General features: G+C 61.3%; 27 protein-coding genes and 1 tRNA gene. 17 read left to right on the forward strand and 11 right to left on the reverse strand.

Annotated features, from left to right (window positions below; genetic code table 11):
* The first annotated feature begins 101 nt into the window (after window positions 1-101).
* The 4 genes from SPO_RS06275 (at window position 102) to SPO_RS06290 (ending at window position 4,514) form a co-directional block, all read left to right on the forward strand.
* Window positions 102-1,034 carry an ABC-three component system protein gene (locus SPO_RS06275; protein ID WP_044028024.1) on the forward strand — a complete coding sequence of 311 codons (933 nt, stop codon included), beginning with the start codon at window positions 102-104 and terminating at the stop codon, window positions 1,032-1,034.
* 40 nt (window positions 1,035-1,074) lie between these two features.
* Window positions 1,075-1,266: an ABC-three component system middle component 8 gene (locus SPO_RS23460; protein ID WP_322786980.1), complete on the forward strand. Its 192-nt coding sequence runs from the start codon at window positions 1,075-1,077 to the stop codon at window positions 1,264-1,266.
* Window positions 1,263-3,059 carry a DUF2326 domain-containing protein gene (locus SPO_RS06285; RefSeq protein ID WP_011046978.1) on the forward strand — a complete coding sequence of 599 codons (1,797 nt, stop codon included), beginning with the start codon at window positions 1,263-1,265 and terminating at the stop codon, window positions 3,057-3,059. Before SPO_RS23460 ends, SPO_RS06285 begins: the two co-directional genes overlap by 4 nt.
* A gap of 357 nt (window positions 3,060-3,416) precedes the next feature.
* A complete protein-coding gene (locus tag SPO_RS06290; protein ID WP_044028026.1) occupies window positions 3,417-4,514 on the forward strand; it encodes a hypothetical protein in 1,098 nt (365 codons plus the stop codon).
* Between the two features lie 241 nt (window positions 4,515-4,755).
* Here the strand turns inward: SPO_RS06290 and SPO_RS06295 are convergent, their stop codons facing one another.
* The 3 genes from SPO_RS06295 to SPO_RS06305 form a co-directional block, all read right to left on the reverse strand.
* Window positions 4,756-6,057 carry an MBL fold metallo-hydrolase gene (locus tag SPO_RS06295; protein WP_144083970.1) on the reverse strand — a complete coding sequence of 434 codons (1,302 nt, stop codon included), beginning with the start codon at window positions 6,055-6,057 and terminating at the stop codon, window positions 4,756-4,758.
* 208 nt (window positions 6,058-6,265) lie between these two features.
* Window positions 6,266-6,463 (reverse strand): helix-turn-helix transcriptional regulator, encoded by a 198-nt coding sequence (locus SPO_RS06300; RefSeq protein ID WP_044029096.1) that lies wholly within the window; start codon window positions 6,461-6,463, stop codon window positions 6,266-6,268.
* Between the two features lie 268 nt (window positions 6,464-6,731).
* Window positions 6,732-6,805, reverse strand: a tRNA-Cys gene (locus tag SPO_RS06305).
* A gap of 205 nt (window positions 6,806-7,010) precedes the next feature.
* Between SPO_RS06305 and SPO_RS06310 the strand changes: the two genes are divergently transcribed.
* The 3 genes from SPO_RS06310 (at window position 7,011) to SPO_RS06320 (ending at window position 10,186) form a co-directional block, all read left to right on the forward strand.
* Window positions 7,011-7,664, forward strand: a complete 654-nt coding sequence (locus tag SPO_RS06310; RefSeq protein ID WP_011046981.1) for a protein-L-isoaspartate O-methyltransferase family protein — start codon at window positions 7,011-7,013, stop codon at window positions 7,662-7,664.
* Between the two features lie 98 nt (window positions 7,665-7,762).
* Entirely contained in the window at window positions 7,763-9,181 is a 1,419-nt protein-coding gene (locus SPO_RS06315; protein ID WP_011046982.1) for a TolC family outer membrane protein, read from the forward strand.
* Window positions 9,182-9,256: 75 nt separating this feature from the next.
* Complete coding sequence (locus tag SPO_RS06320; protein WP_011046983.1) at window positions 9,257-10,186, forward strand: hypothetical protein; 930 nt, start codon at window positions 9,257-9,259, stop codon at window positions 10,184-10,186.
* Here SPO_RS06320 and SPO_RS06325 read toward each other — a convergent pair whose 3' ends face one another.
* Together SPO_RS06325 and SPO_RS06330 are read right to left on the reverse strand one after the other, a co-directional pair.
* Window positions 10,187-11,644 (reverse strand): cobyric acid synthase, encoded by a 1,458-nt coding sequence (locus tag SPO_RS06325; RefSeq protein WP_011046984.1) that lies wholly within the window; start codon window positions 11,642-11,644, stop codon window positions 10,187-10,189.
* 203 nt (window positions 11,645-11,847) lie between these two features.
* Complete coding sequence (locus SPO_RS06330; protein ID WP_044028028.1) at window positions 11,848-12,165, reverse strand: DUF6280 family protein; 318 nt, start codon at window positions 12,163-12,165, stop codon at window positions 11,848-11,850.
* 220 nt (window positions 12,166-12,385) lie between these two features.
* On the opposite strand from SPO_RS06330, the gene efp reads away from it, so the two are divergent.
* Entirely contained in the window at window positions 12,386-12,949 is a 564-nt protein-coding gene (efp, locus tag SPO_RS06335; protein ID WP_011046986.1) for an elongation factor P, read from the forward strand.
* Window positions 12,950-13,020: 71 nt separating this feature from the next.
* On the opposite strand, the gene SPO_RS06340 is transcribed toward efp, so the two are convergent.
* A complete protein-coding gene (locus SPO_RS06340) occupies window positions 13,021-13,926 on the reverse strand; it encodes an ABC transporter ATP-binding protein (RefSeq protein WP_044029098.1) in 906 nt (301 codons plus the stop codon).
* Window positions 13,927-13,981: 55 nt separating this feature from the next.
* Window positions 13,982-14,716: a YgfZ/GcvT domain-containing protein gene (locus SPO_RS06345; RefSeq protein WP_011046988.1), complete on the reverse strand. Its 735-nt coding sequence runs from the start codon at window positions 14,714-14,716 to the stop codon at window positions 13,982-13,984.
* 79 nt (window positions 14,717-14,795) lie between these two features.
* On the opposite strand from SPO_RS06345, the gene SPO_RS06350 reads away from it, so the two are divergent.
* From SPO_RS06350 to SPO_RS06370, 5 genes are read left to right on the forward strand one after another with little or no spacing between them, the layout of a single operon-like run.
* Window positions 14,796-15,476 carry a TIGR04283 family arsenosugar biosynthesis glycosyltransferase gene (locus SPO_RS06350; protein WP_011046989.1) on the forward strand — a complete coding sequence of 227 codons (681 nt, stop codon included), beginning with the start codon at window positions 14,796-14,798 and terminating at the stop codon, window positions 15,474-15,476.
* A 58-nt stretch (window positions 15,477-15,534) separates the two neighbouring features.
* Window positions 15,535-16,203, forward strand: a complete 669-nt coding sequence (locus SPO_RS06355; RefSeq protein ID WP_158454164.1) for a paraquat-inducible protein A — start codon at window positions 15,535-15,537, stop codon at window positions 16,201-16,203.
* Window positions 16,200-16,802 carry a paraquat-inducible protein A gene (locus SPO_RS06360; protein ID WP_044028029.1) on the forward strand — a complete coding sequence of 201 codons (603 nt, stop codon included), beginning with the start codon at window positions 16,200-16,202 and terminating at the stop codon, window positions 16,800-16,802. The genes SPO_RS06355 and SPO_RS06360 overlap by 4 nt, the downstream gene beginning before the upstream one ends.
* Complete coding sequence (locus SPO_RS06365) at window positions 16,795-19,209, forward strand: MlaD family protein (protein ID WP_011046990.1); 2,415 nt, start codon at window positions 16,795-16,797, stop codon at window positions 19,207-19,209. Before SPO_RS06360 ends, SPO_RS06365 begins: the two co-directional genes overlap by 8 nt.
* Window positions 19,210-19,212: 3 nt before the next feature.
* Window positions 19,213-19,770 carry a PqiC family protein gene (locus SPO_RS06370; protein ID WP_011046991.1) on the forward strand — a complete coding sequence of 186 codons (558 nt, stop codon included), beginning with the start codon at window positions 19,213-19,215 and terminating at the stop codon, window positions 19,768-19,770.
* On the opposite strand, the gene SPO_RS06375 is transcribed toward SPO_RS06370, so the two are convergent.
* Entirely contained in the window at window positions 19,767-20,510 is a 744-nt protein-coding gene (locus SPO_RS06375; protein WP_044028030.1) for a hypothetical protein, read from the reverse strand. The two genes, SPO_RS06370 and SPO_RS06375, sit on opposite strands and share 4 nt — an antisense overlap.
* 137 nt (window positions 20,511-20,647) lie before the next feature.
* Entirely contained in the window at window positions 20,648-20,773 is a 126-nt protein-coding gene (locus SPO_RS23410; RefSeq protein ID WP_011046993.1) for a hypothetical protein, read from the reverse strand.
* Window positions 20,774-21,310: 537 nt separating this feature from the next.
* On the opposite strand from SPO_RS23410, the gene SPO_RS23480 reads away from it, so the two are divergent.
* Window positions 21,311-21,583, forward strand: a complete 273-nt coding sequence (locus tag SPO_RS23480; RefSeq protein ID WP_413243711.1) for a helix-turn-helix transcriptional regulator — start codon at window positions 21,311-21,313, stop codon at window positions 21,581-21,583.
* On the forward strand, window positions 21,552-21,806 hold the full coding sequence (locus SPO_RS06380) for a hypothetical protein (protein ID WP_162472063.1): 255 nt from the start codon (window positions 21,552-21,554) through the stop codon (window positions 21,804-21,806). Before SPO_RS23480 ends, SPO_RS06380 begins: the two co-directional genes overlap by 32 nt.
* 64 nt (window positions 21,807-21,870) lie before the next feature.
* Here SPO_RS06380 and parE read toward each other — a convergent pair whose 3' ends face one another.
* The gene (parE, locus tag SPO_RS06385; RefSeq protein ID WP_011046994.1) at window positions 21,871-23,829 is read right to left on the reverse strand and encodes a DNA topoisomerase IV subunit B; all 1,959 of its coding nucleotides are present in this window, start codon (window positions 23,827-23,829) and stop codon (window positions 21,871-21,873) included.
* A gap of 133 nt (window positions 23,830-23,962) precedes the next feature.
* Complete coding sequence (locus SPO_RS06390; RefSeq protein ID WP_044028034.1) at window positions 23,963-24,520, reverse strand: hypothetical protein; 558 nt, start codon at window positions 24,518-24,520, stop codon at window positions 23,963-23,965.
* Window positions 24,521-24,670: 150 nt separating this feature from the next.
* Here SPO_RS06390 and SPO_RS06395 point away from each other — a divergent pair, with 150 nt between their 5' ends.
* Both SPO_RS06395 and ppk2 read left to right on the forward strand, forming a co-directional pair.
* Complete coding sequence (locus SPO_RS06395; RefSeq protein WP_044028035.1) at window positions 24,671-25,279, forward strand: carboxymuconolactone decarboxylase family protein; 609 nt, start codon at window positions 24,671-24,673, stop codon at window positions 25,277-25,279.
* A gap of 208 nt (window positions 25,280-25,487) precedes the next feature.
* A complete protein-coding gene (gene ppk2, locus SPO_RS06400) occupies window positions 25,488-26,522 on the forward strand; it encodes a polyphosphate kinase 2 (RefSeq protein WP_011046997.1) in 1,035 nt (344 codons plus the stop codon).
* Window positions 26,523-26,524: the final 2 nt, after the last annotated feature.

Genomic DNA, 26,524 nt, shown 5'->3' on the forward strand with positions numbered 1-26,524 from the left:
TCCTCCTCGGCAATCGCCAAAACCAAGCATTGCATTTGGCGCGCGCCGAAGGCTAAAGATAACCAAGAGGAGAGGCGGTACATTTGCTCGTTTACCATGACATGTCCGATGACCAGTTTGAGCAAGTAGCCGTTGCGTTGGGCCAGCGCTTGTTTGGCCCGGGTCTAATTGGCTTTGCCAAGGGTAAGGATGGTGGACGCGATGCGAAGTTTCGCGGGACCGCTCAGGCCTACCCATCAACGGCATCACCATGGAATGGTGGCACCATCATCCAAGCTAAGCATACTACCGGGATCAATGCTTCGTTTAGTGACAAAGCGTTCTTCAATCCTGAGACAGAAACCGGCATCCTGGCGGACGAACTTGCGCGTATTAAAGCCCTGATCGCTTCGGGCGAACTTGACAATTACCTTGTGATTTCAAACAGGAAGCTAACTGGTATCACTCAGGGCAAATTGGAAACGTACCTGCACAAAGAAACGGGGTTAAAAAAGGACCAATTAGGCTTTCTTGGAACAAGTCAGCTCGACGACCTCTTTAAACTCTACCCGGATGCTCTTAAGAGCCTGGACTTTCGGCCATTGGAGCGTCCGCTCATCGTCCGGTCTGATGAGTTGGCCGAGACCATTGAGGCCTTCGGTGACGCCTTAGGCGATTTGGAAGTCCCAGAGACGAAGGACCTACCCGAGCCGCGAACCCCGTTAGACAAAAAGAACCGTCTCAATAACATGAGTGACGAGTACGCAAAGAAGCTACGCAGTTTATACCTCCCGGTGACAAGACAAATTGACGTTTTCCTTGGCGACCCCAAAAATGATCAGTTTTTAGAGAAGTACCATGACGCAACCGAAGAATTCTCACTAAAGATAATTGAGTTCCAAGGCGCCGAAGACACCTTTGACAGTGTCTTTAACTATCTACTCGATATGCTTATCGACCGTTCGTCAGTTTTGAGGGGCAACAAACGCCTTACACGGGCGATGTTGTTTTATATGTACTGGACTTGCGACATCGGGAAGAATGCCGATGCTTAGGCCGTCCAAACACTCCCATCCAGACCTCACCGTTATGAACATGGCTTACCTTCTGCTCGCTCGGCTGAAGAAGACCCGAAGTGAGGAGTATTCTGCTCTTCTGCGATATGCGACTAGATCGTACAAAGGTGGCGAGGCGCTGTTCCTTCCTTCGTTGAGCTTTCTGTTTCTGCTTGGGTTGGTGAAGTATCATGCCAAAGGTGACCGGTTTGAATACGTAGGTGCGACATGAAGCTTGAGCGCCTCTATTCTAACCTCGACCACTATTTTACGCCGATTGAATTCAATTCTGGCTTCAACGCAATCGTTGCAGAAATCCGGCTACCTGAGAACCGTAGCAAAAGCTCCCATAACCTTGGGAAATCCACACTGGCCCGAGTTATTGATTTCTGTTTGTTGGGCAAAGTCGACAAGAACCACTTCTTCAAGAAGCGCGAAGACCTGTTTTCAGAGTTCGTTTTTTTCCTCGAGGTCCAATTGTTCGACGATAATTATCTGACCATTAGGCGGGCTGTTGACACCCCGACGAAGATTTCTTTTCGGAGATCTGACCTGGACGAACCTGATCTGACATCTCTAGAAGACGAGGATTGGACGCACGCGAACCTACCCCTTTCCAAAGCCCAAGGACTCCTTGATGGCTATTTGAATTTTTCCGATATTAGCCCATGGAAATACCGCGAAGCGCTGGGGTATTTCCTCCGCCGTCAGTCAGATTACGACGATGTCTTCAAGCTACAGCGCCATCTGGGGCCGGACATCTATTGGAAGCCAGTCCTTGCCCGCGTGCTCGGCCTTGATGCGGAGCTGTTCCAAAAGCGCTATACGATGCGCAACGACATCGATCAAAAAGAAGCAGATCTGCAAACGTTTGAACGCCAAAGCGGCGCCTCAGACGAACAACTTGAAAACGCCGATGCTTTGCTGCAACTCCGTGAAGCCGACGTCGAACGCATGCAAGCCGAGCTTGATCAGTTTGACTTTGCGGGCGCCGACACCGACGTGACTGAACGACTGGTCGAAGACATCGATCGGGCAATTGCTGAACTAAATGAGCGTCGCTACACGCTAACTTACAACTTGAGCGAGATAAGAAATGCGCTGAAAGACGACAAGATCAGGTTTGACCCGAATAAGGCAAAGTCCTTATTCGAAGAGGCTGGCATCTTGTTCCCCGATCAAATTGTGGCCGACTTTGAGCAGCTGATTGCATTTAACCGTGCGATTACCGAAGAACGTCAGCAGTATCTGCTAGAAGAACTGCAGGAAATCAGCGCCGAGTCGGCTTCCATTGGTCGCGAGTTGGCGCGGTTGAATTTGCAACGACGCTCCGCGCTGGCGTTTTTGCGATCAGAGGATGTTTTTGCGAAATACAAAGAGATGTCAGCACGTATTTCCGAGATCAACGCCGAAATCAGGATATTGCGGAAACAACAAGAATTCAGAACCAGCCTCCAAGACAAACGGGAAGAGCTCCGTGCGCTGAAGTCCGACTATTCTATCCAGCAGGGAACGGCAGAACGACACGTTCGGTCCGTTAGTCTCGATTCCCAGAGCCTTTTGGCGGAAACCCGTAAGCACTTCAGTTCAATTATCGAACGAGTATTGGGGCGCAAGGCGCTGTTGATTGTCCGCGTGAACTCGGAGGGCAATCTCGAATTTCGTGCCGATTTCGTTGACGCGAATGAGCTGTCGACCAGTGAAGGTGAAGGTACTTCGTACCGCAAACTCATGTGTGTTGCATTCGATCTGGCAGTTCTCCGAGCCCACCTGAAAGGGAACTTCCCCCGCTTTGTTTGCCACGATGGAGTATTCGAGTCCTTAGACCCGCGCCCCAAGCAGAACCTATTGGACGTCATCCGCGAGTACAGCGACCTGGGCATCCAAACGGTGATCACACTAATCAGTTCGGATGCACCCCCGCCAGAAGACGGTAAGACGAGCGCATTCGAGCCTGGCGAAGTGATCGTTGAGCTTCATGACGACGGTGCTGACGGGCGGCTCTTCAAGTTCGAAAGCTGGTGAACTTAAGTCCGACTTCCTGATTTGACTGCATCAGTTTGTTTCGGGGTTGCAAGGCTTTGATGACTTGACCGCCCCCAACGGCATCTTTGTGCCAAGGTGGGTTTGTATAGATCCACGAAGGAGAGCGGTCATGTCGGAGATTATTACGGTCGGGCTCGATCTTTACCAAGGGTCGTAACAGCAAACGATGTTTTCAGTTTGCGTCAAAAATTGAAAGGACACGTCTTGATTATTCGAAGTGCCGTTGCATGCGAAACCTGCAGTCAGGTTACGACTGTCAGAATTGGAATGGGACAAGGTATTCGTCAGGAGCACACGATACAATGCTCCAAGTGTAGCGAACCAATTTCGTTCGGAATGAACGTTGATTACGAAAACCTAGGTACGGAAGTCTTTGCCATCGAAAACTGCAGCATTGTCCCAAGTCCGGCTCCGGGTACAGGGCCGGTGGTAAACGTCGACGCGAATTTCGCTATTCCCGAAAACATGGCGGATCAGGACTTCACGTTTCACCGTCTTAATCAGATGCAGGAGATGGTTGAAGCGGCAAAAGCATTTGGTCCTCTTCCGACGGCCAAGTTCGACCCAAACGCCCCGAGACGCCCGTACAGCGATTTTTCTTCGGAATGGAAGCAACTGAAGAAAGCGGCATCACTCATGGCAAACGGGCACAGCAAGTTGGCGCTTCGCAGAATGAAGGAAGCCAGCGAAGAACATTACTCTAATCAACCGCTCGACAGTGTTTCCGATTGGTTCATCCGCTTCACAATGAAACTGCTCGGTAGGAAATACCAATCCCGGTTCAAGGCAGTTCTGAAAGAGTTTAGCGAGATTCGGGAAAATCACGATGTCGGACCGCTATTTGAGCACTACGAAGCCAACATGGTCGAGGACAGATTCGTCCGATATCGTGAAATTTTCACAGACTTCTTTTCCAGATATGAGCAATTCTCCCAAGTGATCTTCCGAGCGGCATTGGATCTCAAGCTATCGGATGACTTAGTCGCGAGTTCGGTCCAATTCGATGCTGTGAAGTCCTTCTACGGGGACGCGTTTGAGGTATTTGCCGGAAACGTCGACCTACTGGCGATGATGAATAACGTGAAGAGCGGGAGAGACTATGACCAATTCAAAGAGTTGACGTTGGACAAGTACTTAAAGCTGGATAACTCTAGCAAATTCAATCCTTTCGCAGACAACGCCGTCTTTGCTGAGCTATGTGAAGAGCGAGACAACCAACTGAGGAATGCCTCCCACCACAAAGGTTTCAGAATTGACGGGGAAGGACGAAAGATCACTTACCGAGCGGGCAAAGGGGGAACCGGCGAAACGCAAGAGATTTCTTATGCAGAATACCTCTTCCGATCGGTCAACTTGTTCCTTCAAATTTGCGTTTTGGTTTGTATCGAGTTGGCGGTCTGCTCAGGAAGTGGAATCAAATTACCCTTTGACTGATTTCATTGCTGAGCAGCCTTCGATGTCGTCTGTTCTCGATATCAATCGACGGGACCCTAGGTTTGTCATGTTGGTTACTACGCGGGTGAAAAAGCGACCAAAGATCGACTGGTAGGAAAACTCAAATTTCTCACAAAGTCCGCTTTGAAGCAGATTTGATTTTCCCCAAGCATTTGCAGCGAATGATGAATTTCCGCCGTTCGCCCATACGGCAATGGTCGTTTTCTAACTTAGCATTTAATTAAGGCGTGCCGGTCCACACGTCTTCTCGAACCAAAGTGGCCTCATCGGCGTTGACCACGAGCAACATAGCTCCTTCTGACGCAACTGATCGAGTGACGCTCGCCGCCGGATGTTGCCAGTTTTTCACTGCATCTGCAGTAACTGGGCAAAAGCTGGGTTTCGTTGCGGTCAATAGCTTCTGATTGAAGTCTGCTGCAGCACCGTGATGCGGCAAAGTTAGTGTCGATACCTTGGCCAAATGGTCCTTGAAGTGTTCTAGCAAGGCATCACATTTGGCATCCTTCGAGAGCTTGGCATCCCCAGTTGCTATCCATGCGATTCGTGGGTGGCCCAAGTTGGAAACCCAAGGGCCATGCTGCACCTGACAACGATGATCGACTGCGACCGAACCTACGGGACCTGAGTAAAGGCAAAGGGAGGTGCGATTAAGATCTCCGTGGCAAGATATGTAGGCAGACTGGAGCTTGTCCGCTTGATTGGTCACAAGATCGAGAACGAAAGAAGTGCTTGAGAGACGGCCCTCAAGTTCTGCAACCTTTATACGCAATTCACTGGCCAGGTTGCTTATGAACAGGTCATTCTTGGCTGTGATTTCTTCATCAACGTAAGGAGCGATCAACCACGCGTCTTGCCAGTTGCGAAACTCAAAGACCCTTAGGGCTGAAGTGTCTGGTATTTTTGCAATCTGGGGGCGGCCAGCATCCGGTGACAGGAAGTCTGCGATGCCTTGCCCAACCAGTTTCCATGTGTACCCACGGCCTTCACCAGAAAGATCGGACCCGCCATCCAATGGGCTGTCGCCGGGTGATCCACTGCCCGGTGCCCCTCCATCCCCACGCCCAACAAGCAGTATGTTTCTTGGGTCAAAACGCGAAACAGCAGCGACCGGGTCGACTATAAACTCTCTGTAGAAATCAGACTCGGCTGATGCTGGATCGTCATGGGCGGTTGTCGCGAAGGAAAGCAACCGTTCTTTCATCTCAATCATAGGCAGCATGATGGTGTCGACTTGGAGTTTACCGTCTGTCACGAGTGCCTCTACGCCGTTCACATGATCCGCATGCATATGTGAGATCACCAACAGATCGAGCCGCGCACCTTCACCAACATATGCGTGGAGCTTTTTGATTTCCCGATTTCGCGCGGTCGCAAACTTGTTCATGGCGCCGCAATCGTAGACGTAGAAGAACTTCTCTTCTGCCTCTGGAAAACCAACCCAACCCGCGTGGAAAAAACCCTGCCCCACAGGCATTTGAATTCTGGTATTTTCAATTTTCAAAGGAATAAGGCTCCAGATCATGGCTTCCAATAATTTTAGAGTGCTAGCACATTTGTAAGAAGTGGTACTTAGAAACTCGCTTTGTCGTGCAATTTTGGCAGGGTGTTGGCTGATCAGATGTCCGCTTCATTCAACCCTGTGACTGCATATCGCTCTCGCAGCGAACTTCCGTTTCCCGCCCTCTTGATGGGTGGCCAAGCTGTGCACGCCTGGCCACCCGGCTCCTGTATCAGGAGTGTCGGTTGGACTCTTCGCGGCCATCCAGCCGTTGCTGAAGCCAGTCCAGCACTTCGTCCTCAACCCATCCCACTCTGTTCGGGCCCAGCTGTACCCGCTTGGGGAATTGGCCTGCCTTTTCCAGCCGCGCGACGTGTTGCGGCGAGTAGAGGACCAGCTCCTTGAGCTGGCGCTTTGAAAGTATCCTCATCACGATGTCTCCATGATTGAAGAGCATCGCGATGCCCTAGGGTTGACAAAGCCTAGGCTCCCGAAACCTACGCTGAAACCCTGTCTCCGGTCTACCGCCTGGTGATGGTCTGACGTGGTCATCAGCGATCTGCGGTTCAGCAAGGCGGATCGAGCTGCACATACATGAACAATGGAACGCACCGGGAAACGCCGAGATTTCTGAGCCTAAAATGAGCCTAAACCCTAGTGCGGGCCTTGGTATTTCCTGCTAAGCCATTGATTTTGTTTGGAGGCGAGTACCGGAATCGAACCGGTGTACACGGATTTGCAATCCGCTGCGTCACCACTCCGCCAACTCGCCTTCTCAAGTAAAATCAATCACTTGCCGTGGTGTGGAGCGGGTTCTACCAGCTTTGCCTGGGCGCGTCCAGATGGCAAGTGCAGAATCTGCGTCAATTCTCGCCGGGCAATCGGGCCACCCAAGCGGGGTTTTGCCGCGATGGGACGTTGCCGGGGCGGTGCGGTTGTGGCAAAAGCCGGTAAGCGATCTACAAGTGAGCCAGACCATGACCGATTTCGCCACCCGCCGCCGCATGATGGTGGACACCCAGGTCCGCCCTTCGGACGTCACCAAGTTTCCGATCATCCAGGCGATGTTGACCGTCCCGCGCGAGGCCTTTGTGCCCGATCCGCAGCGCGACGTGGCCTATGCCGATGCGATGATCGATCTGGGCGAGGGGCGGGCGATGCTTGAACCGCGCACGCTGGCCAAGATGCTCGATGCCGCCGCGATCGGCGGCGACGAGATGGTGCTGGATGTGGGGTCGGGGCTGGGCTATTCCGCAGCGGTTGCGGCGCGGATGGCCGAGCTGGTCGTGGCGGTCGAAGAGGCCGCAGAACTGGCCGACGAGGCGCAGACGCTGCTGATGGACAATGGCGCCGACAATGCGGTGCTGCATCAGGGGCCGCTGGCGCAGGGCGCTGCCGAACATGGCCCTTATGACGTGATCCTGATTCAGGGCGGGGTCGAGCAGGTGCCCGAGACGCTGGTCGAACAGCTGAAAGAGGGCGGGCGCATTGTCGCGGTCTTCATGGAAGGCGCCCTGGGCACCGTCCGGATCGGGCGCAAGACCGCTGCCGGGCTGTCCTGGCGGCAGGCGTTCAACGCCACTGCTCCGGTTCTGCCGGGGTTCGAGCGGGAGCGCGCGTTCAGCCTCTGAAGCAGGAGCGACGCCACGTGCGCGCTTGCGTTTCCAAGGGTAAGCGCGTCTTCTGCACAAGGGCAAAGACTGATTTGAGCATTTGGAGGCAGGGAAACATGTTGCGGACGCTTACGGGACGACTGTCGAGGATGGCGGTGCTGGCTGCGGGGGTTGCGGTCATAGCCATCGCGCCCAGACCGGCAGTTGCGGATAACCTCGCCGATGCGCTGATCGGGGCCTACAACACCAGCGGCCTGTTGGAACAGAACCGCGCGCTGCTGCGCGCCGCGGACGAAGATGTCGCCATCGCCCTGTCGGCGTTGCGCCCGATCGTGAACTGGACCGCCCGGATACAGACCACCTACAACCGGAGCGGCAATGCGATCGCCTCGACCACGGCAACACCCGACACGTTTTTTGCCGGCCTTGAACTGACGCAGCTGCTCTATGATGGCGGTGCGGCCCGGCTGGGCAGGCAGGCCGCTCAAGAGACGGTGCTGGCCACCCGTCAGGCGCTGGTTCAGATCGAACAACAGGTCTTGTTCCGCGCGGTCACCGCCTATCTCAACGTGTTGCTGCAAGAGGAAACAGTCGGCATCCGCCAGAACAACGTGCGGCTGCTGGGCGAAGAACTGCGCGCCTCGCAGGACCGGTTCGAGGTCGGCGAGGTGACCCGCACCGACGTGGCCCTGTCGGAATCGCGGCTTGCCAACGCCCGCGCCAATCTGGCCGATGCCAATGGCGCGCTGACCACCGCGCATGCCGAATATATCAACGCGGTCGGGCGCCATCCGGGCCGTACCACTGGGCAGCCGGCGATGCCGGGCCTGCCGCGCAGCGAGGATGACGCGGCGGCCCTGGCCCTGCGCAACCACCCCTCGTTGATCGGAGCGCAGCACCAGGTGCGTGCGCTTGATCTGGTGGTCGGGCAGCAACGCGCCAATCTGGGGCCCAATGTACGGTTTCAGGCCGAACTTGGCTTTACCGATGATTTCGGCGGCACCACCTTCAACGATTCTGCCTCTGCCAGCGTGATCTATTCGCAGCCGCTCTATGCGGGCGGTCGTCTGAACGCCTCTGTGCGCCGGGCCATGGCCCAGCGCGATGCCTCGCGGGCCAACCTGCTGAACGTGCAGCGCAATGTGACCCAGGATGTCAGCAACGCCTATGTCCGTTTTCAGACCGCGAATGCCAGCCTGACCGCCTCGGCCGAACGGGTGCGCGCCGCGCAGGTCGCCTTTGACGGGATCCGCGAAGAGGCCACGCTGGGCGCCCGTACCACACTGGACGTCCTGACCGCCGAGCAGGACCTGCTGGATGCGCAGCTGGCGCGGATTTCGGCCCGTACAGAACGTTCGCTTGCGGCCTATCAGCTGCTGGCCTCGCAGGGCCTGCTGACGGCCGAGCGGCTGGGGCTGGCGGTGCAGATCTACGACCCGACCCTCTATTACAACATGGTCAAGGACGCGCCGGCGGCGATCTCGAAACGCAGCCGCGATCTGGACCGTGTTCTGGAAGCCCTCGGCAAGAAGTGACAATTCGCACCGTCTGTTGCTCGATTGGCGGATATTCGCTACACTTCTGGCCGAGGCCAAGAGTGGTAAAACCAGATGTCTGATCCTGCAAAGAATGTAGAGATCGAGGATGTACTATCCTCGATCCGTAGGTTGGTAAGCGAAGAGGGGCGTGCGACCGCACGGCCCGAGGCGCCCGCCGCCGCGCCGAAACCGGGCAAGCTGGTGCTGACACCTGCATTGCGGGTCGCCGAAACGATCGAGCCGGCAGAGGCTGCGCCCTTGTCCCTGGCCGAACCGGTCGAGGGTACGGAGGAATCTGCGCCCTGGACGGATCCCGATGCGACATTGTTCTCGGCCGCCGCCGCTGCGGGTGCGTTGCCTGTCGAGGCAGAGGCAGAACCGGATGACGAGGTGAGTTCCGAGGCAGAGCCGATCGTGCTTGCGCCCGAGGATCTGGTCGAAGAGATTGCCGAAGATGTTGACGAGGCCGAGGATGAGCCGCCCTCGGAGGAGGACGCCGATCATGACACGGCAGAACCCGAGGAGGCCGAGGCTGAACCCGAGCCTGAGCTTGAGCCTCAGCCGGAGACCGAAGAGCCCGACTGGCTGTCCGAGATCGAGCTTGAGGTCGAGGCCGAGACGGAGAAACCAACCGAAGACAGCCTGACCGCGCGAATCGAAGTGCTGGAAACCATGATCAGCCAGGTCGACGAGGATTGGGAACCCGACGGGTTGAGCGCGGATGCCTATTCCGGCACCCCGGGTGACGCGATGGCCTGGCAGGATCATGACAGCGAGCGGCTGGATGCGGCCCCCGAGCCCGACGAGGACCCGATGGACGACGATCACGCGATTCTGTCGCCCGACGAGGCCTTTCTGGACGAGGAAAGCCTGCGTGAACTGGTCGCCGATATCGTGCGCGAGGAATTGCAGGGTGCCCTGGGCGAGCGGATCACCCGCAACGTGCGCAAGCTGGTCCGGCGTGAGATCCACAGGGCGCTGACCGCGCAGGAACTGGACTGATCAGCGCCGCCGCGGCGGCTCTGCCAGGGACAAGAGCAGGTCAAGGTCCAGATGGGCCTCGACATGATCGGCCAGTGCCTCCAGCACCTGTTCAACCCCGTCTTCGTAGCCCACAAGCGCCTCGTGCCCCAGCTCACCCAGATAGCGGGCGCGGAAGGCGTCCGAGGCGAAGAGGCCATGCAGATAGCTGCCGCGAATGCGCCCATCGGGCGTGGCCGCCCCCTCGGGCCTGCCGTCGATCTCCAGCCAGGCGCGCGCGCAATCGGGGCCATCGGTGCGTCCGATATGGATCTCGTACCCGGTGACCGGTTCGCGGCCGGGCAGGGCGGTGGCATGGCGCAGGGTGACCTGCTTGTCGCCGGTCATCACCGTATGCACGTCGAGCAGGCCCAGCCCCTCGGTCCGGCCGGGGCGACCCTCGATCCCCTCGGGGTCGTCAATGCTGTGCCCCAGCATCTGATAGCCGCCGCACAGGCCCAGCACATGCCCGCCGCGCCGCACATGTGCATAAAGGTCGATGTCCCAACCCTGGGCGCGGAAATAGGCCAGGTCGCCCACGGTGGACTTGCTGCCGGGCAGCAGGACCAGATCGGCATCACCAGGCAGGGGGCGGCCCGCCGGTATGATCTCGACACTGACTCCCGGTTCGGCTGCCAGCGGATCGAGGTCGTCGAAATTCGCCATCCGCTCCAGCTGTGGCACCACCACCTTGCAAGCGCCACCGGGGGCCGAGCGAATGTCCATCATATCCTCGGCGGGCAGGCGCCAGGCGTCGTTGAACCAGGGCACCACGCCCAGACAGGGCCAGCCGGTGCGCCGGGCGATGTCGTCTCGGCCCTCGTCAAACAGCGTGATGTCGCCCTTGAAGCGGTTCACCGCAAAGCCGCGAATCTGGGCCAGGTCGCCCGGTTCCAGCACCGCCTGGGTGCCGACGATCTGGGCGATTACGCCGCCGCGATGGATGTCGCCCACCAGCACCACGGGCACCCCCGCCGCGCAGGCAAAGCCCATATTGGCGATGTCGCCCGCGCGCAGGTTGGTTTCGGCCGGGCTGCCGGCCCCCTCGATCAGCACCAGATCGGCATCGCCGCAAAGCCGGTCAAAGCTTTCCAGCGCCTTTTCAAGCAGATGCGCCTTGTTCTTGCGGTAATCGCCCGCGCGCATGGTGCCCGCGCGCTTGCCCTGAACCACGATCTGGGCGCCGGTATCGGTCTCGGGCTTCAGCAGGATCGGGTTCATGTCGGTATGGGTCGCCCGCCGCGCGGCGCGGGCCTGCAAGGCCTGCGCCCGCCCGATCTCGCCACCGTTTTCGGTGGCGGCGGCATTGTTGGACATGTTCTGGGGCTTGAACGGCGCCACCCGCAGCCCGCGCCGCGTGAACGCGCGGGCCAGCCCCGCCACCAGCATCGACTTGCCGACATTGCTGCCGGTGCCCTGGATCATGATCGCCCGAACCATGCGCGGCCCCTTCCGTTTGGCTCAGATGACCCGAATCCGGGTCGGCTGGATAGTCCCCGCGCGGCAGGTCGTGGCCGGTCTGCGGCGTGGATGAAAGCATCAACAAACGTGCCCGGAAGCGGGCAACAAAAGCGTGCCCGGCAGCGGGCAACAAAAAACGCGCCCGGCAGCGGGGCGCGTCTTTGCATGCGGCAAGGCCGGTCTCAGGCGGCTTCGGCCTGGGCGGCGTTGCGGCGCTCGCTTTCCTCGCGCGACAGCGCGACCGAGGTGCGCACACCGCGCCCCACGAATTCCATCAGGCCGCGCACAACCCGCTCGTTCGGGTCGATTCCGGCACAGCTCAGCACTTCGCGCCCGTCGCGCGACCGTGCCCAGCGGGCGATCTGCTCGGGACCGTTGCCATATTTCTTGTCGTCGGCGATGGCATCGTCGAGCGCGGCCAACACAACGGCCGCGAAGAGTTTACGTGCACGGTTGCCTTGCTCGTTGTTAAAGGCGGTGCCGTCAACGAAATCTTTCATCTCGTCTTCCTTGTTGTTCTTGCTCTTGCAATTTTCGGCGTGGCGTTCCTTATGACGGATCGGGCACGATTCGGGTACCTTTAATTTGCATGGGTGCACTGCAAATTTTGCATGGCTCGCTGCAGATGCAGCACTAGGTGTCGTTGTCTTGCCTGGGGCCGTCCCGCCAGATATAGGGGCGCAAATGGGTGCATCAACCGTCGTGTGAAGGAAATATGTCATGCCCAAGATCAACGGAAATGAAATTCGCCCCGGCAATGTGCTGGAGCATAATGGTGGGCTTTGGGCGGCTGTGAAGGTCGATCACGTCAAGCCCGGCAAGGGCGGTGCCTTTGCCCAGGTCGAGCTGCGCAACCTGCGCAACGGCTCGAAGCTGAACGAGCGCTTTCGCAGCGCCGACAAGGTCGAGCGCGTGCGTCTCGAGCAGAAGGATCAGCAATTTCTCTATGAATCCGATGGGATGCTGGTCTTTATGGATGCAGAGACCTACGAGCAGATCGAACTGCCCGCCGACCTGCTGGGCGAGCGTCGCCCCTTCCTTCAGGATGGCATGACCATCCTGGTCGAGTTCTACGAGAGCGAGGCGCTGAACGCTACGCTGCCGCAGAAGGTGACCTGCAAGATCGTCGAGACCGAGCCGGTGGTGAAGGGTCAGACCGCCGCCAACTCGTTCAAGCCGGCGGTGCTGGACAACGGGGTCAAGGTGATGGTGCCACCCTTCGTCGGACAGGACGAAATGATCGTGGTGAACACCGAGACCATGGAATATTCCGAGCGCGCATGACGTCGCGTCGCTTGTGATTTACGGGCCGTCCCCAGGGGGCGGCCCGTTGCTTTTGGGGGGTGTGCGGGGCCTCAGCCCCGGTCGGCGAACAGGTCGCGCAGCAACTCGAACTTGATGCGGTTGGCGCTGACCTGCCGGTAAAAGGCGATCAGGAACGCGGTTGGCGCCTGGATGCGACTCAGCCCGGTCACCGCCGCCACCACCGTGCCCACATCGGTGCGGCCCTGCAGCACCAGCCAGCCGCCCAGCATCAGCACCGCCACGGTGCCGGCACCGTTGATCGCGCTGATCACGAATTTGGTCGACAGTTTCCACAGGAACATGCTGCGCCGGGTGGCATAGATCTGGTCGAACGTCTGTTCCAGCTCGCTGACGGCCGCGGCGATATCTTCCTCGCTCAACCGGTTACCGGCGGCGCGCAGCAGTTTCACCCGCTCTGCCACATGGCGGTTCACCTGGCGTTGCGACAGCAGCACGATGGCGATCTGTGGCAGGATCATCGACAGGGCGATCAGCCCCAGCCCCGGCTGCGTGGATGAGATATAGCCGATCACGCTGACCAGCGTACCGATCTGCACCACCGGGTCGGCAAAGGCGCCACCGGCGAACTTGCCCAGTTCCTCGGCCTCGGCACTGACGGCGGTGGTCAGGGTGCCCTGGTGCAAGGTATGACCGCCCTCGGCGGCGCGGGTGACCAGGCGCATGCGGATCAGGCGGATCACATGTTCGCCGAGCGTGCCCGACAGGAAACTGGTCAGGAATTTCAATGCCAGGCTGGCCAGGATGGCCGCGCCCATGCCCGCGCCCAGCAAGAACAGGTGTTGCAGGTCGACGGCCTGTTCGGTCAGCAGGTTGACGATGTCGCGCTGAAATTCCAGCGGCACCGCCGCCAGCGCGGCGATGGCCAGCGACAGCACGATCAGCATCACTTGCCTGCGCCCGCTGACCCGCCAGATCGCGGCGTAAAGTTGCACCATGTCCTGTCCCTCGTGGTTTTGCACCAAGACTGCCTTGGCGCCGGGACAAGATCAATCAGAGCCTGCGCAAGCGCGCCTCGCCCGCCGACATCTCGCCGCCCGCCCGGTCAAAGCGCAAGTAAGCGATGGCGTGATCGCCCGCGCGGGTATGCAGCACGCCAACCGGCTTGCCATCGGCGGTGATCTCGGTGCCCGGCTCGGCGGCGCCCTCGATCGCGACGCGGGCCAGGCCCTTGCGCAACTCGGTCTTGTGTTTCATGCGCGCGGTCACTTCCTGACCGACATAACACCCCTTGCGGAAATCGAGGCCGTTCAGCGCCTCGAAGCCCGATTCCAGCAGATAGCTGTCGGGGGTCAGTTCGATCCCGGTCTCGGGGATGCAATGGGCGACCCGGATCGCGTCCCAGTCACTGCCGTCATCGCTCTCGGGGGCTGGTGTATAGGCGCGCCAACCCAGCGTCGGATGGCGCGGGTCGGGCAGGGCGCCCGCCGGGGCGGGGCCGGTGCCGCGTTGCAGGTTCAGCCCGCTATCCCCGATTTCGACCGCGGCGCGCAGCTTGTACATGCTGAGCCGCTTGAGGGTTGCGTCGGCCAGGCTCTCGGCGATGTCGAGCAAGACACCCTCGTCGTCGCGGCACAGGAAGAAATCGGCCAGATACTTGCCCTGCGGCGTCAGCAGCGCGGCATAGACCAGCCCCTGATCCAGCTTGCGGATGTCATTGCTGACCAACCCCTGAAGGAAACTGTCGGTGTCGGCACCACTCAGGCGCAGAATGCGGCGGCTGGGCATTTGGGGTCCTCGTCATCATGTCCGACCCCGTGATATAGGAGAAGCGCACCGCCTGACCAGAGGCCGTAGGAGACCACCCGTGCCCGCACCGCTCAGCATCGTGATCCCGACCTTGCAGGCCGAAAGCAGCCTGCCGCGCCTGCTGGAGGCGCTGATCGAGGGGTTGCCGAACGGACTGATCCGCGAGGTGATCGTCAGCGATGGCGGCTCGCAGGACGCGACCCGCGCGATTGCCGAGGCGGCGGGGGCGCAGGTGCTGAACGGCCCGCCCTCGCGCGGGGGGCAGTTGCGGCACGGCTGCGACGCGGCGCGGGGCGACTGGTTGTTGGTGCTGCATGCCGATACGCTGCCCGATCCCGGCTGGGCCGGGGTGGTGGCCGATCACATCGCGGCCCGCGAGGATGCGGCCTGTTTCCGGCTTGCCTTTCGCGCCCGCGGGCCGGGGGCGGCCTGGGTGGCGGGCTGGGCCAATCTGCGCACGCGGCTGTTTGGTTTGCCCTATGGCGATCAGGGGCTGCTGATACGGCGGCGCGATTACCAGACGGCCGGGGGCTATCCCGACCAGCTGCTGATGGAGGATGTGCATCTGGTGCGCGCGCTGTCCCGTGCGCCGGTGTTGTTGCCGCATCGGGCGCTGACCGGGGCCGAACGCTATCTGCGGAGCGGCTGGCTGCGCCGGGGTGCGCGCAACCTCTGGACGTTGATGCGCTATTTTGCCGGCACCGATCCCGAGGCGTTGGCTCGGGCTTACCGGAGATAGCACTTGCCCTAGCCGCCCGATGGGCAAGAATGCCGATGCAACGCCGGGACCCAACGGGATGACTGACGCGGACAGGAAAGCAGAGGAACAGGCCGCCTGGGCGGCGCTGTTCGCGCGCGATCCGGACGGGGTGATCGCCTGTCCCGCCTGCGACCGGCTGCATGTGGCCGCGCCAGTGGCACCGGGCCAGATTGCCCGCTGCACCCGCTGCCATTTCACCCTGATCGCGCCGCGCCGCGACACGTTGAACCGGACGCTGGCGCTGGCACTGACCTCGGCGGTGCTGATGGTGGCGATGCTGAGCTTTCCCTTTCTGACCCTGTCGCGTCAGGGGCTCAGCCACGAGGTGTCGATCCTGGGCATGGTCACCGGGCTGGCCCATGGCTGGTACCTGTTGCTGGCGCTGGTGGTGGGGCTGTTCGTGATCGCCCTGCCGATGCTGCGGGCGGCGGCGCTGGTCTATGTGGTCTGGTCGTTGCGTCGGGCGCGGCTGGCGCCCGCCTCGCGCCGGATGTTCCGCCTGGCCGAGGCGGTGGCGCCCTGGGCAATGACCGAGGTGTTCATCATCGGAACCGGGGTGGCGCTGGTCAAGGTGGCAGGCCTGGCACGGGTCGATTTCGGCACCGCCTTCTGGCTCTTCTGCGTCATGGTGCTGGTGCTGGCACTGAAAAACGCCTCGGTCTGCCGCTGGACCATCTGGGCGCTGATGCGCGAGAAAAGCCGATGACCCGCGCCGCCGACATGGGCTGGATCGGCTGCCACAACTGCGGCGCGGTGCACGCGCCGGGGCCGTCGCGCTGCCGGACCTGCGGCGCGGCGCTCTATGCACGCCTGCCCAACAGCCTGCAAAAGGTCTGGGCCTGGCTGTTGACCGGGGTTCTGTTCCTGATTCCCGCCAACCTCTATCCGCTGCTCAGCAACGAGATTTTCGGCCATGAAGAGGGGCATACGATCCTGGAAGGGATCGTGCTGTTCGCGCGCTCGGGCGATCTGCTGGTGGCCGGGGTGATCTTTCTGGCCAGTTTCGTGATCCCGGTGGTCAAGGTGGCGGTGATCGCCCTGCTGGCCTGCTCGGTGCGATATGACTGGCAGATGAACCGGCGCAGGCGGCTGTTGCTCTATGAATTCGTCGAGTTCATCGGCCGCTGGTCGATGATCGACGTGTTTGTGGTGGCGCTGCTGACCGGGCTGGTCCATCTGGGGGCGATCCTGTCCTTTCTGCCGGGATTGGGGGCGGTGTGTTTTGCGCTCTCTGTGATATGTACCATGCTGTCGGCGCAGGCCATGGACGCCAAATTGATTTGGGATGACGATCGGGATGAGTGACGCTCCGCAGCTGCGGCAACCGGATATCGAAACGCGCGTGGCCCGCGGCTGGCGCGGCCTGTCGCTGGTCTGGCTGGTGCCGGTGGTTGCCGTGGCCGGCGCGCTGGCGCTGGTCTGGCAGAGCTATTCCAACCGCGACATCCCCATCCGCATCGAATTTGCCGACGCCACCGGGATCGAGGTCGACAAGACCGAGATCCGCTTTCGCGAGGTCTCGGTGGGCCGGGTCAGCGGCATGCGGTTCAGCGAGGATCTGAGCCGGGTCATCGTCGAGGCAGAGATTCACCGCGAGCTGGAACGCTATCTGGACAGCGATGCCCGGTTCTGGCGGGTCACCGCCCGGGTGGGGCCCGGGGGCATCAGCGGGCTGAACACGCTGCTTTCGGGCGCCTATATCGCCGCCGACTGGGATGCGGTCGAGGGAGAGGCGGCCCGCGATTTCGTGGCCGAGGCCGAGGCGCCCGCGGTGCCACCGGGCACCAAAGGGCTGGCGGTGGTGCTGATCGCGCCCGACAGCGGGTCGGTCTCGGTCGGGGCCCCGATCCTGCACAAGGGCGTGCAGATGGGCAAGATCGCCGCCGTGCGCTATGACGCGCTCAGCGGTTCGGTCCTGCTGACCGGGTTCATCGAGGCCCCCAATGACAAGCTGATCAACTCGGCGACCCGGTTCTGGAACGTGTCCGGTGCCGGTCTGGAACTGGGCGAGGGCGGCATCCAGCTCAAGGTCGACAGCCTCGCCTCGCTGTTGCAGGGGGGCGTCGCCTTCGACACCGCCATGTCGGGCGGCGAGGCGCTGGGCAAGCGCCCGATCTTCGACCTCTATGCCACCGAGGACTCCGCCCGCGACAGCCTGTTGGGCGACAGCCTGCAGGCGACGGTCGAGGTGATGTCGAGCTTTGACGGTTCGGTGCGCGGGCTCAAGCTCGGCTCCGAGGTGGTGTTCCGGGGCGTCAAGGTGGGGCAGGTGCGGCATCTGTCGGCCGAGATCGACGAGAGCGTAGAGGGCAAGCCCGATATCCGCATGCAGGTGATCTATACGATCGAACCGGGGCGGCTGGGCCTGCACGATGTCTCGACCCCCGATGACACCCTGTCGCTGCTGGCCACCATGGTCGCGCGCGGCGGTGTGCGGGCACAGCTGATGCCGGCCTCGTTCTTCTCGGGCGGGCTGGTGGTGCAGTTGCAGGAAAACCCCGATGCGCCCGCTGCCACGTTGGATCGCGAGGCGACGCCATTCCCGATCATGCCCTCGCTGCCGACCCCGGCCGACACGCTGGCGGTGGCCTCGCAGAATGTGCTGGACCGGGTGGCAGCGCTGCCGGTCGAGGAGCTGATGCAGCGCGCCATCGAGACGCTGGAGAACGTCAATACCATCCTGGCCGATGGCGACACCCGGCGTATCCCGGCCGATCTGCGCGACATGCTGGGCAATGTGAACGCGGTGGCGGGGTCGGAAAGCCTGCGAAACCTGCCCGAGGACCTGCGCCAGGCGCTGGCCTCGGTCAATGCGGTGCTGGCGCATTTCGAAGAGGAGGAGGGCGCGCAGAAACTGGTTGCCGCGCTCGAGGAGTTGCGGACTGCCGCCACCGGTATCTCGGCGGCCAGTGCGGATCTGCCCGCGCTGGTCCGCGATATCGACGCGCTGGTGGCCAAGGCCGATGCGCTGCCGCTGGAACAGGTCGTGACCTCGGCCGACCAGGTGCTGCAAACCGCCGACACGCTGTTGCGCAGCGATGACGTGGAACGGGTGCCCGCCGCGCTGAATGCCGCGCTGGCGCAGGCCGAACAGACGCTGGTGTCGATCCGCGAGGCCGCCGGCTCGGTCAACAGCACGCTCTCCACCTTTGAAGAGAAAAAGGTCGCCCAGACCCTGGTCGATGCGCTGGGCGATATGCGCACCGCTGCCGCCAATGTGGAAACTGCCAGCGCCGAGCTGCCGCAGCTGGTCGCCGATATCGACCGGCTGATCGCGACCGCCAATGCACTGCCGCTGGCCGATGTGACCGCCTCGGCCGACAGGGTGCTGCAATCGGCCGATGCCTTCCTGCGCAACGAGGATATGGACAAGGTGCCCGGCGCGCTGGCCGGGGCGCTGGAAGAGGCCCAGCGCGCGCTGGAGGAGTTGCGGCAGGGCGGGGCGGTCGAGAACCTAAACCGCACGCTGCAAACCGCCAGCACGGCGGCGGATTCGGTGGCCCTGGCGGTGCAGACCCTGCCGGACCTGGCGGCCCGCCTCGATGCGCTGGCCGACAGCGCCGAGGCGACCATCGGCGCCTATGGCCCCGGCTCGCCCGTCAACCGCGAGGTCCAGGCCGCCATCGGCGATCTGCGCGCCACCGTACGCTCGCTCAACGCGCTGGTTCAGGCGATCCGGCGCAAACCCAATTCCCTGCTCGTAGGACGCTGACGCATGAGACGACTGTTTGCCCTTTCCCTTCTGGCACTGGCCGCCTGCGCAGGCCCCGAGGAACGCTATCTGCTGCCCGAGATCACCGGGGTCGAGACCTATCGCACCAGCGCCCGCACCATCCAGGTGACGCGCATGGATCTGCCCGCCTATGTCAGCGACAGCGAGATCACGCTGCTGGGAGAGGATGGCGTGTTGCGTCCCACCAAGACCGGGTTCTGGGCGGATGAGCCCGAACGCGCCCTGACCGAGATGCTGGCGGCGGGGCTGGATCAGGCGTTGAACGCCTCGGTCGCCGCCGACCCCTGGCCGTTCGAGGGGCTGGCCGATATCCAGGTCGCGGTCAAGGTGCACCGCCTGTCGGGGGTGCCGGGGCAGGCGCTGGCCTTTTCCGGGCAATACTTCCTGACCTCGCCCGCCCATGGCCACCTGGAACGCGCCCGGCGCTTCTCCTATGCGGTGCCGATGAGCGGCGAGACAATCCCCGCCTTTGCCGCCGCCCAGACCGAGGCGCTGCGCCTGCTGGTCAACGATATCGCCAAGTCGATCGCGCGGGGCTAGCGAAGCTCGATGATGGATTTGCCCAGCCGGAAGGGCGCGGCAAAACTGACCAGACCCAGCGCCAGCACCTGGATCAGCAGGATATGGGCATTTTCCTGCAGGAACTCCCATTCCGTCTTCAGCTTGCCGACCTGCGCGATCAGATCCTCATAGGCGCGGGCAAGGATCTGGAAATCGCCCGCGATCAGCGGCACCTTGCGGCGCATCGCCTCCAGCGCCGCCTCGGTTGGGGCGTCGAGCGTGGCAAAGACCAGGAATTCATCGACGGCAAAGGCCTCGACCTGATCGGACATGTCGCGCATGCCGGGACCGGCAAACAACAGATGCAGACCGGCCAGCGGCGCCACCTCGCCGGTGACCGCGATGAACAGGGGCAACTCGCTGTTGCTGGCGGTCGAGGCGGACAGGAACTCGATCTTCTCGCACAGAACCGCGATGTCGGGGTCAAACGGCGGGTCGCAAAAGCGCAGCCGGAACCGCGCCGCATCGCGGTCGAACGCGGCGGTGGCGGCATAGGCAATGTCGATCTGACGGTCAAGGCGCGAGTGATCGGCCTTGTACAACCCCGCCAGCACCGCCACCAGCGCGCCGACACCGCCCAGTACGACCCAGACCAGATCGGCCAGCCGCCAGGCCCGATGCCCCGCCGGCTTGCGCAACAAGAGCCAGCCGGTGCCAAGCGACCCGGCAAGGAAACAGAACAGGATCAGCGGCAGCTGGTTTGCGATGACAAGACTCATGGGGCCGAGTGTATGCATCCCGACCGCCGCCGCAAACGGTGATCACGCAAGTTGTGACCGGCCCCGGCCAGGGGAAGGCCGGTGGACAGGCGGGGCGGATGGGGCCGACCCACCCAAAGGCGGCCGGGCGCTGGGGGTTACTTGGCCTTGTCGCGGGTGTTCAGCACGGTCGGCTTGTTCATGCCCGCGGTGGCCAGAATCTTGGGCTTCACCTTTTTGGGCTTCTTGGCCTCGCGGTTACCGCGGCTCTTTTCCTTTGACATGGGTGTTGTCTCCTGACGAATGCCCGGCGGGCACCATGCCGGCCGGGTGGGGTCGTGTGGTCGTTGCTCTGGGTGTCAGGGTTGCCTGACCCGAGGGGATCAGGGCGATGAGACTTTCGACGCAGCAGGGGCGCGGGTCCTTGCGGTCAACCGCCGCCTGCATAAAGGAGTCTATGTGCCGGCCTGGGACGCCGCAAGGGGGAGGCGGGGGTGGGGGAGGTATTTTTTGTCGGGATGTGTGGGCGGTGGGCAGGACTGCCCACCCTACGCTGGCTCCTCGTCGGTATTTGGCTTGACTATTATATAATAGCTTATTATATAACAGGTATCGGGTCAGTTGTTGACCCGATCTGACCAGACCCGACGTAGCTCGGAATGCGTCAGTTCAATCTGAAAATGGAGGCTATAAAATGCAATCACCACCTAGTTTCATCTCTGGATCGGTTCGACAGGACCGGTTTTGAGATGTGGGCCGTTGGGCCCTTTCAAGAAGAAGTAATCCAAGCGGTCTACTCGCTTGGAGCAAACGCTTACGGGATGAATGTCCGAAACTTCTTGGAAGAAAAGCAAAAAAGGGAGGTCCACGTACCTCAAGTTTATGCAGCGCTTAGTCGGCTAGAGTCGCTTGGCCTTGTAAACTCACAAGTGGATCTTCAAGGTTCTGCAGGTCGGAGAGGCCGAACACGTCGCGTTTATGAAGTCACCGCGCGCGGCCTGCAGTTGATCGAAGCACGTGTTCGGTCATCTCATGGCGCTGGGGCGAAGGAGCCCAATCGACATGCAGGTGAAAAAGCGGCCGCCCCGGCCTAAAAGGTGGACAATGGTTGTTGTTGGAAGCTGCAAGTTTCTCCATGACGACCGTGAAGAAATCCTTCTGAACTTCCGCAGGGAGTATAGGGAGAAACTTGGAAGCTCTGGTCGGCGTTATGCTGATAATTTCGCTCGCGCCGAAGCGTTTAGAATGCTGCTTGCTGTAGCACAAGAGATTGTGGTCCGGCTTGGCATCATCGGCAAGAAAATCTTGCTTGAGTAGTTCTTATCGAGGCAAGAAAACTAGAGTTGAGAAAAGGACCGAGCAAGAAGCTCGGTCTCTTTTTTCACACATCCAACTCCTCCACGAACCGCGCGTTCTCCTGGATGTACTGGAACCGCAATTCGGGTTTCTTGCCCATCAGCCGTTCCACCAGGTCGCCGGTCTCGCCGGGTTCGTCCTCGTCGATGGTGACGCGGATCAGCTTGCGGGTTTCGGGGTTCATGGTGGTGTCCTTCAGGTCCTTGGCGTCCATTTCGCCCAGGCCCTTGAAGCGGCTCACGTCGATCTTGCCCTTGCCGCCCAGACCCTTGGCCAGCCATTCATCGCGCTCGGCCTCGTCCAGGCAATAGACCCGCTTGGCGCCTTGCGTCAGCCGGTAGAGCGGCGGGCAGGCCAGGTACAGGTGCCCGGTGTCGATCATCGGGCGCATCTGGGTGAAGAAGAAGGTCATCAGCAGCGCGGCGATATGGGCGCCGTCAACATCGGCGTCGGTCATGATGATGATCTTGTCATAGCGCAGGTCATCGACGTTGAACCGTGTCCCCAGCCCGACTCCCAGCGCCTGGGTCAGGTCGCTGATTTCCTGGTTGGAGCCGAGTTTCGAGCTGGCCGCGCCCAGCACGTTCAGGATCTTGCCCCTGAGCGGCAAGAGCGCCTGTGTCTTGCGGTCGCGTGCCATCTTGGCCGAGCCGCCGGCGCTGTCGCCTTCGACGATGAACAGTTCCGTGCCCTCGCGCGAGGTGGCGGAACAATCGACCAGCTTGCCGGGCAGGCGGAGCTTCTTGGTGGCGGTCTTGCGCTGGGTTTCCTTTTCCTGACGGCGGCGGATGCGTTCCTCGGCGCGCAGCACCAGGAAGTCGAGGATGGCGCCCGCGGATTTGGTATCGGCGGCCAGCCAGTTGTCGAAATGGTCGCGCACGGCGCCCTCGACCAGGCGCTGCGCCTCGACCGTGGCGAGGCGGTCCTTGGTCTGGCCGACAAATTCGGGCTCGCGGATGAAACACGAGACCAGCGCGCAGCCGCCGGTCAGCAGATCGTCGCGGGTGATCTGGGCGGCCTTCTTGTTGCTGATCAGCTCGCCATAGGCGCGGATGCCCTTGAGGATGGCCGACCAGAACCCGGCCTCATGCGTGCCGCCCTCGGGCGTGGGGACGGTGTTACAATAGGACTGGATGAAGCCGTCGCGGGACGGCGTCCAGTTGATCGCCCATTCGACCTTGCCGGGCGTGTTGAATTTCTCGGTGAAGTCGACGGTACCGGCAAAGGGCTGCTCGGCATAGGTCGAGGCCTTGCCCAGCGTTTCCTTGAGATAGTCGGCCAGGCCGCCGGGGAAGTGGAATGTGGCCTCGGTCGGGGTTTCGCCGTCGTCGATGGCGGATTTCCAGCGAATCTCGACACCCGAGAACAGATAGGCCTTGGAGCGGATCGACTTGAACAGGCGCGCGGGCTTGAAACGGTGGTGGCCAAAGATCTCTTCGTCGGCGTGGAAGGTGACCGTGGTGCCGCGCCGGTTGGGGGCGGCGCCGATCTGCTGGATCGGGCCAAGGGGGAGGCCGCGCGAGAAGCGCTGTTCATAAAGCAGCTTGTCGCGCGCCACCTGCACCACCATGGAATCCGACAGCGCGTTGACGACCGAGGCGCCGACGCCGTGCAGGCCGCCCGAGGTCTGATAGGCTTTTCCCGAGAACTTGCCGCCCGCGTGCAGGGTGCAGAGAATGACCTCGAGCGCTGATTTTCCCGGGAATTTCGGGTGCGGGTCCACGGGGATGCCGCGCCCGTTGTCGCGCACGGTCAGCGCGTAATCGGCGTGCAGCTCCACCTCGATCCGGTTGGCGAATCCGGCGACCGCCTCGTCCATCGAGTTGTCGAGGACTTCGGCCACCATATGGTGCAGCGCCCGCTCGTCGGTGCCGCCGATATACATGCCGGGACGTTTGCGGACGGGTTCCAGCCCTTCGAGCACCTCGATCGAGGAAGCGTCGTAGGTGGCGGTCTGGGCTCCGCTGAGAAGATCTTCTGGCATGGGGCTGCTCATTTTGGTCGGCTTTTGATTGGCCGCCATTATGGCAGGTGATGTGGTCGGGGGGAAGAGGAACGCGAAGTCTTGTGGATAACACCGGCCCGCCGGGCCGGTGTCACGCTTCGGGCCCTTGGGATCAGCTTGGGTTGGTCAGCTGAATACGGAAGTTTTCCTCGATCGAGGTGATCTCCTGCCGCCAGATATCGACCTTCAGATCAAGGGAGACGCCGCCGGTATCCCTGTAGTCCTTGCTCCAGGCCGAGGAACGCCCATCATTGAGCAGGTCAAGGGTCTTTGGCTTGCCTTCGTTCTCGTAATTCTTGGTCGTGATTTCAGCGGTATAATGCGGCATCGCGCCGTCCCAATAGATCAGGTTGCCGATCACCAGAAAGGCGTCGGTCTCGGTTCCCTGATCCCAGAGCTGATAGATCACCGCGCCGAAACAGCCATCGAGCCCCTTGGACTGCATGCCCCAGACGCGCCCCCAACCTGCCAGCAGGTCGTCAGTGGGTTCCATGAAGTTGCCCTGCCAGCGATAGTTGCAGACATGGCGGAGGTCATAGCGGGTTTCGTTGAGCAGTTCGACGACCACGGCCGTCGACGGGGTCTGAAATGCGCGCCAGGCGCGACTTGCCAGTTGGTCGATCTGCTCGATTGCCTTGTTAGCGTCGAGCTTGACTTGCCAGTTTCCCATGAGATGAACCCTTTCGTTAGTTCCCGGTTGTATCATGTCGGCTGTCGCTACCTTTGGCTGTGCGCCAGATCACAGTAAACGGGGTTGTCTCTTGGGGCGATCCGGGTGCACGTTCGGCCCGTGCAAATGGGACAGCGAGGGCAAAGCGGGATGAGTTGGATCAGGACAGTGCCGTTCGAAGAGGCCACCGGCAAGCTGAGGAAGCTTTACGACCGGGTGACCGGGCCGGGGGGCAATGTGGACAATATCATGATGGTCCATTCGCTCAGGCCCCATTCGATGGAAGGGCATATGGCGCTCTACAAGAATGTGCTGCATCACACCGGCAACGCCATCCCGAAATGGTTTCTCGAGGTGCTCGGGGTCTGGGTCAGTGCACTCAATGGCTGCGCCTATTGTGTCGAGCATCATTTCGCGGGGCTGACGCGGCTCTTGGGAGATCGGGCTCGCAGCGATGCAATCCGCGCGGCGATCGAGGCGGGCGCGCCCGAACAAGCGCCGCTTGAGGCGCGCGAGAGGGCCGCGATGGCCTATGTGCGCAAACTGACCGAGACGCCGGCGGACATGGTCGAGGCGGATGTCACCGCCTTGCGCGCGGCGGGCTGGGAGGATGGCGAGATTCTCGAGATCAACCAGGTCTGCGCCTATTTCGCCTATGCCAACCGCACGGTGCTGGGGCTGGGCTGCTCGACGGCGGGCGATGTTCTGGGCCTGTCGCCGGGCAATTCCGAAGACCCCGACGACTGGGGCCACCGCTAGGGGGCGCAGCCCCCCCGGCACAAAATTCGCAGAATTTTGTCACCTCCCCCGGAGGACTTGCAGCAAAGTGAAGGGGCGGAGGTGCCTCGGTCATCGAAAGATCTGCCAATTTGTAACGTTTTCTTGACACGGATCAACGCGGGCGCGCTGCGGGGCGGCTAGAGTCGCGCCCAGATCGGAACGAACGGAAAACGAGGAGACAGAACTCTTGGAGACAGCAAAGCCCATCGCCCCGCAAAAAGACAGCAAAGCCAACGGGGTGGATGCCACCGACCCCGTCGTCAAGGTGGCCAGCCCGCAAGACCCGGCTGGCGATGCCAAGGTTGAAGACGCGACTGCCCCGGTAGCGGAGGTGGAACCGCGCACCCCGCGCAACCGGCGGCTGCCGACCCCGGAAAACGTGCGCCATGCCTTCGAAAGCGGCAAGTATCCCTATAGCCGCAAGATGTCCCGCCGCCCCTACGAGGCGGAAAAGGCGATGTTGCAGGCCGAGCTGTTGAAGGTTCAGCTTTGGGCGCAGGAGACCGGCGAACGCTTCGTTCTGTTGTTCGAGGGCCGCGATGCCGCCGGCAAGGGGGGCACCATCAAGCGGTTCATGGAGCACCTGAACCCGCGCCAGGCCCGTGTCGTCGCCCTGAACAAACCCACCTGGGAGGAGAAAGGCCAGTGGTATTACCAGCGCTATGTGCAGGAACTGCCCACGGTGGGGGAAATGGTGTTCTATGACCGCTCGTGGTACAACCGCGCCGGGGTCGAGCGGGTGATGGGCTTTTGCACCCCCAACGAATACCTGGAATTCATGCGCCAGACGCCTGACTTGGAGCGGATGCTGGTACGCTCTGGTATCCGGCTTTACAAATACTGGTTCTCGGTCACCCAAGAAGAACAGCAGCGCCGGTTCAAGAGCCGCGAGACCGATCCGCTGAAACAGTGGAAACTGTCGCCCATCGACAAGGCGAGCCTGGACAAGTGGGATGATTATACCGAGGCCAAGGAGGCGATGTTCTTTTACACCGACACCGCCGATGCGCCCTGGACCATCATCAAGTCGAACGACAAGAAACGCGCGCGGCTGAACTGCATGCGCCATTTCCTGTCGACCATCGACTATCCCGGCAAGGACAAGCATGTGGTGGGCGAGCCCGATCCGCTGATCGTGGGCCGCGCCCATCACGTGATCCAGAAATCCGAACATATCCTGGGTACCGCCCTGCATCCCGACCAGCGGGCCAGGCAGGACTGATC

Origin of the sequence: Ruegeria pomeroyi DSS-3 (assembly GCF_000011965.2) — a bacterium.
Lineage (GTDB): Bacteria > Pseudomonadota > Alphaproteobacteria > Rhodobacterales > Rhodobacteraceae > Ruegeria_B > Ruegeria_B pomeroyi.

What these genes read in the sequence shown, in the direction of transcription:
- SPO_RS06275 (WP_044028024.1), top strand. Translation starts at nt 102, where the DNA reads ATGTCCGATGACCAGTTTGAGCAAGTAGCCGTTGCGTTGGGCCAGCGC.
- SPO_RS23460 (WP_322786980.1), top strand. Translation starts at nt 1,075, where the DNA reads ATGGCTTACCTTCTGCTCGCTCGGCTGAAGAAGACCCGAAGTGAGGAG.
- SPO_RS06285 (WP_011046978.1), top strand. Translation starts at nt 1,263, where the DNA reads ATGAAGCTTGAGCGCCTCTATTCTAACCTCGACCACTATTTTACGCCG.
- SPO_RS06290 (WP_044028026.1), top strand. Translation starts at nt 3,417, where the DNA reads ATGAACGTTGATTACGAAAACCTAGGTACGGAAGTCTTTGCCATCGAA.
- SPO_RS06295 (WP_144083970.1), bottom strand. Translation starts at nt 6,057, where the DNA reads ATGATCTGGAGCCTTATTCCTTTGAAAATTGAAAATACCAGAATTCAA.
- SPO_RS06300 (WP_044029096.1), bottom strand. Translation starts at nt 6,463, where the DNA reads ATGAGGATACTTTCAAAGCGCCAGCTCAAGGAGCTGGTCCTCTACTCG.
- SPO_RS06310 (WP_011046981.1), top strand. Translation starts at nt 7,011, where the DNA reads ATGACCGATTTCGCCACCCGCCGCCGCATGATGGTGGACACCCAGGTC.
- SPO_RS06315 (WP_011046982.1), top strand. Translation starts at nt 7,763, where the DNA reads ATGTTGCGGACGCTTACGGGACGACTGTCGAGGATGGCGGTGCTGGCT.
- SPO_RS06320 (WP_011046983.1), top strand. Translation starts at nt 9,257, where the DNA reads ATGTCTGATCCTGCAAAGAATGTAGAGATCGAGGATGTACTATCCTCG.
- SPO_RS06325 (WP_011046984.1), bottom strand. Translation starts at nt 11,644, where the DNA reads ATGGTTCGGGCGATCATGATCCAGGGCACCGGCAGCAATGTCGGCAAG.
- SPO_RS06330 (WP_044028028.1), bottom strand. Translation starts at nt 12,165, where the DNA reads ATGAAAGATTTCGTTGACGGCACCGCCTTTAACAACGAGCAAGGCAAC.
- efp (WP_011046986.1), top strand. Translation starts at nt 12,386, where the DNA reads ATGCCCAAGATCAACGGAAATGAAATTCGCCCCGGCAATGTGCTGGAG.
- SPO_RS06340 (WP_044029098.1), bottom strand. Translation starts at nt 13,926, where the DNA reads ATGGTGCAACTTTACGCCGCGATCTGGCGGGTCAGCGGGCGCAGGCAA.
- SPO_RS06345 (WP_011046988.1), bottom strand. Translation starts at nt 14,716, where the DNA reads ATGCCCAGCCGCCGCATTCTGCGCCTGAGTGGTGCCGACACCGACAGT.
- SPO_RS06355 (WP_158454164.1), top strand. Translation starts at nt 15,535, where the DNA reads ATGACTGACGCGGACAGGAAAGCAGAGGAACAGGCCGCCTGGGCGGCG.
- SPO_RS06360 (WP_044028029.1), top strand. Translation starts at nt 16,200, where the DNA reads ATGACCCGCGCCGCCGACATGGGCTGGATCGGCTGCCACAACTGCGGC.
- SPO_RS06365 (WP_011046990.1), top strand. Translation starts at nt 16,795, where the DNA reads ATGAGTGACGCTCCGCAGCTGCGGCAACCGGATATCGAAACGCGCGTG.
- SPO_RS06370 (WP_011046991.1), top strand. Translation starts at nt 19,213, where the DNA reads ATGAGACGACTGTTTGCCCTTTCCCTTCTGGCACTGGCCGCCTGCGCA.
- SPO_RS06375 (WP_044028030.1), bottom strand. Translation starts at nt 20,510, where the DNA reads ATGAGTCTTGTCATCGCAAACCAGCTGCCGCTGATCCTGTTCTGTTTC.
- SPO_RS23410 (WP_011046993.1), bottom strand. Translation starts at nt 20,773, where the DNA reads ATGTCAAAGGAAAAGAGCCGCGGTAACCGCGAGGCCAAGAAGCCCAAA.
- SPO_RS23480 (WP_413243711.1), top strand. Translation starts at nt 21,311, where the DNA reads ATGAATGTCCGAAACTTCTTGGAAGAAAAGCAAAAAAGGGAGGTCCAC.
- SPO_RS06380 (WP_162472063.1), top strand. Translation starts at nt 21,552, where the DNA reads ATGCAGGTGAAAAAGCGGCCGCCCCGGCCTAAAAGGTGGACAATGGTT.
- parE (WP_011046994.1), bottom strand. Translation starts at nt 23,829, where the DNA reads ATGCCAGAAGATCTTCTCAGCGGAGCCCAGACCGCCACCTACGACGCT.
- SPO_RS06390 (WP_044028034.1), bottom strand. Translation starts at nt 24,520, where the DNA reads ATGGGAAACTGGCAAGTCAAGCTCGACGCTAACAAGGCAATCGAGCAG.
- SPO_RS06395 (WP_044028035.1), top strand. Translation starts at nt 24,671, where the DNA reads ATGAGTTGGATCAGGACAGTGCCGTTCGAAGAGGCCACCGGCAAGCTG.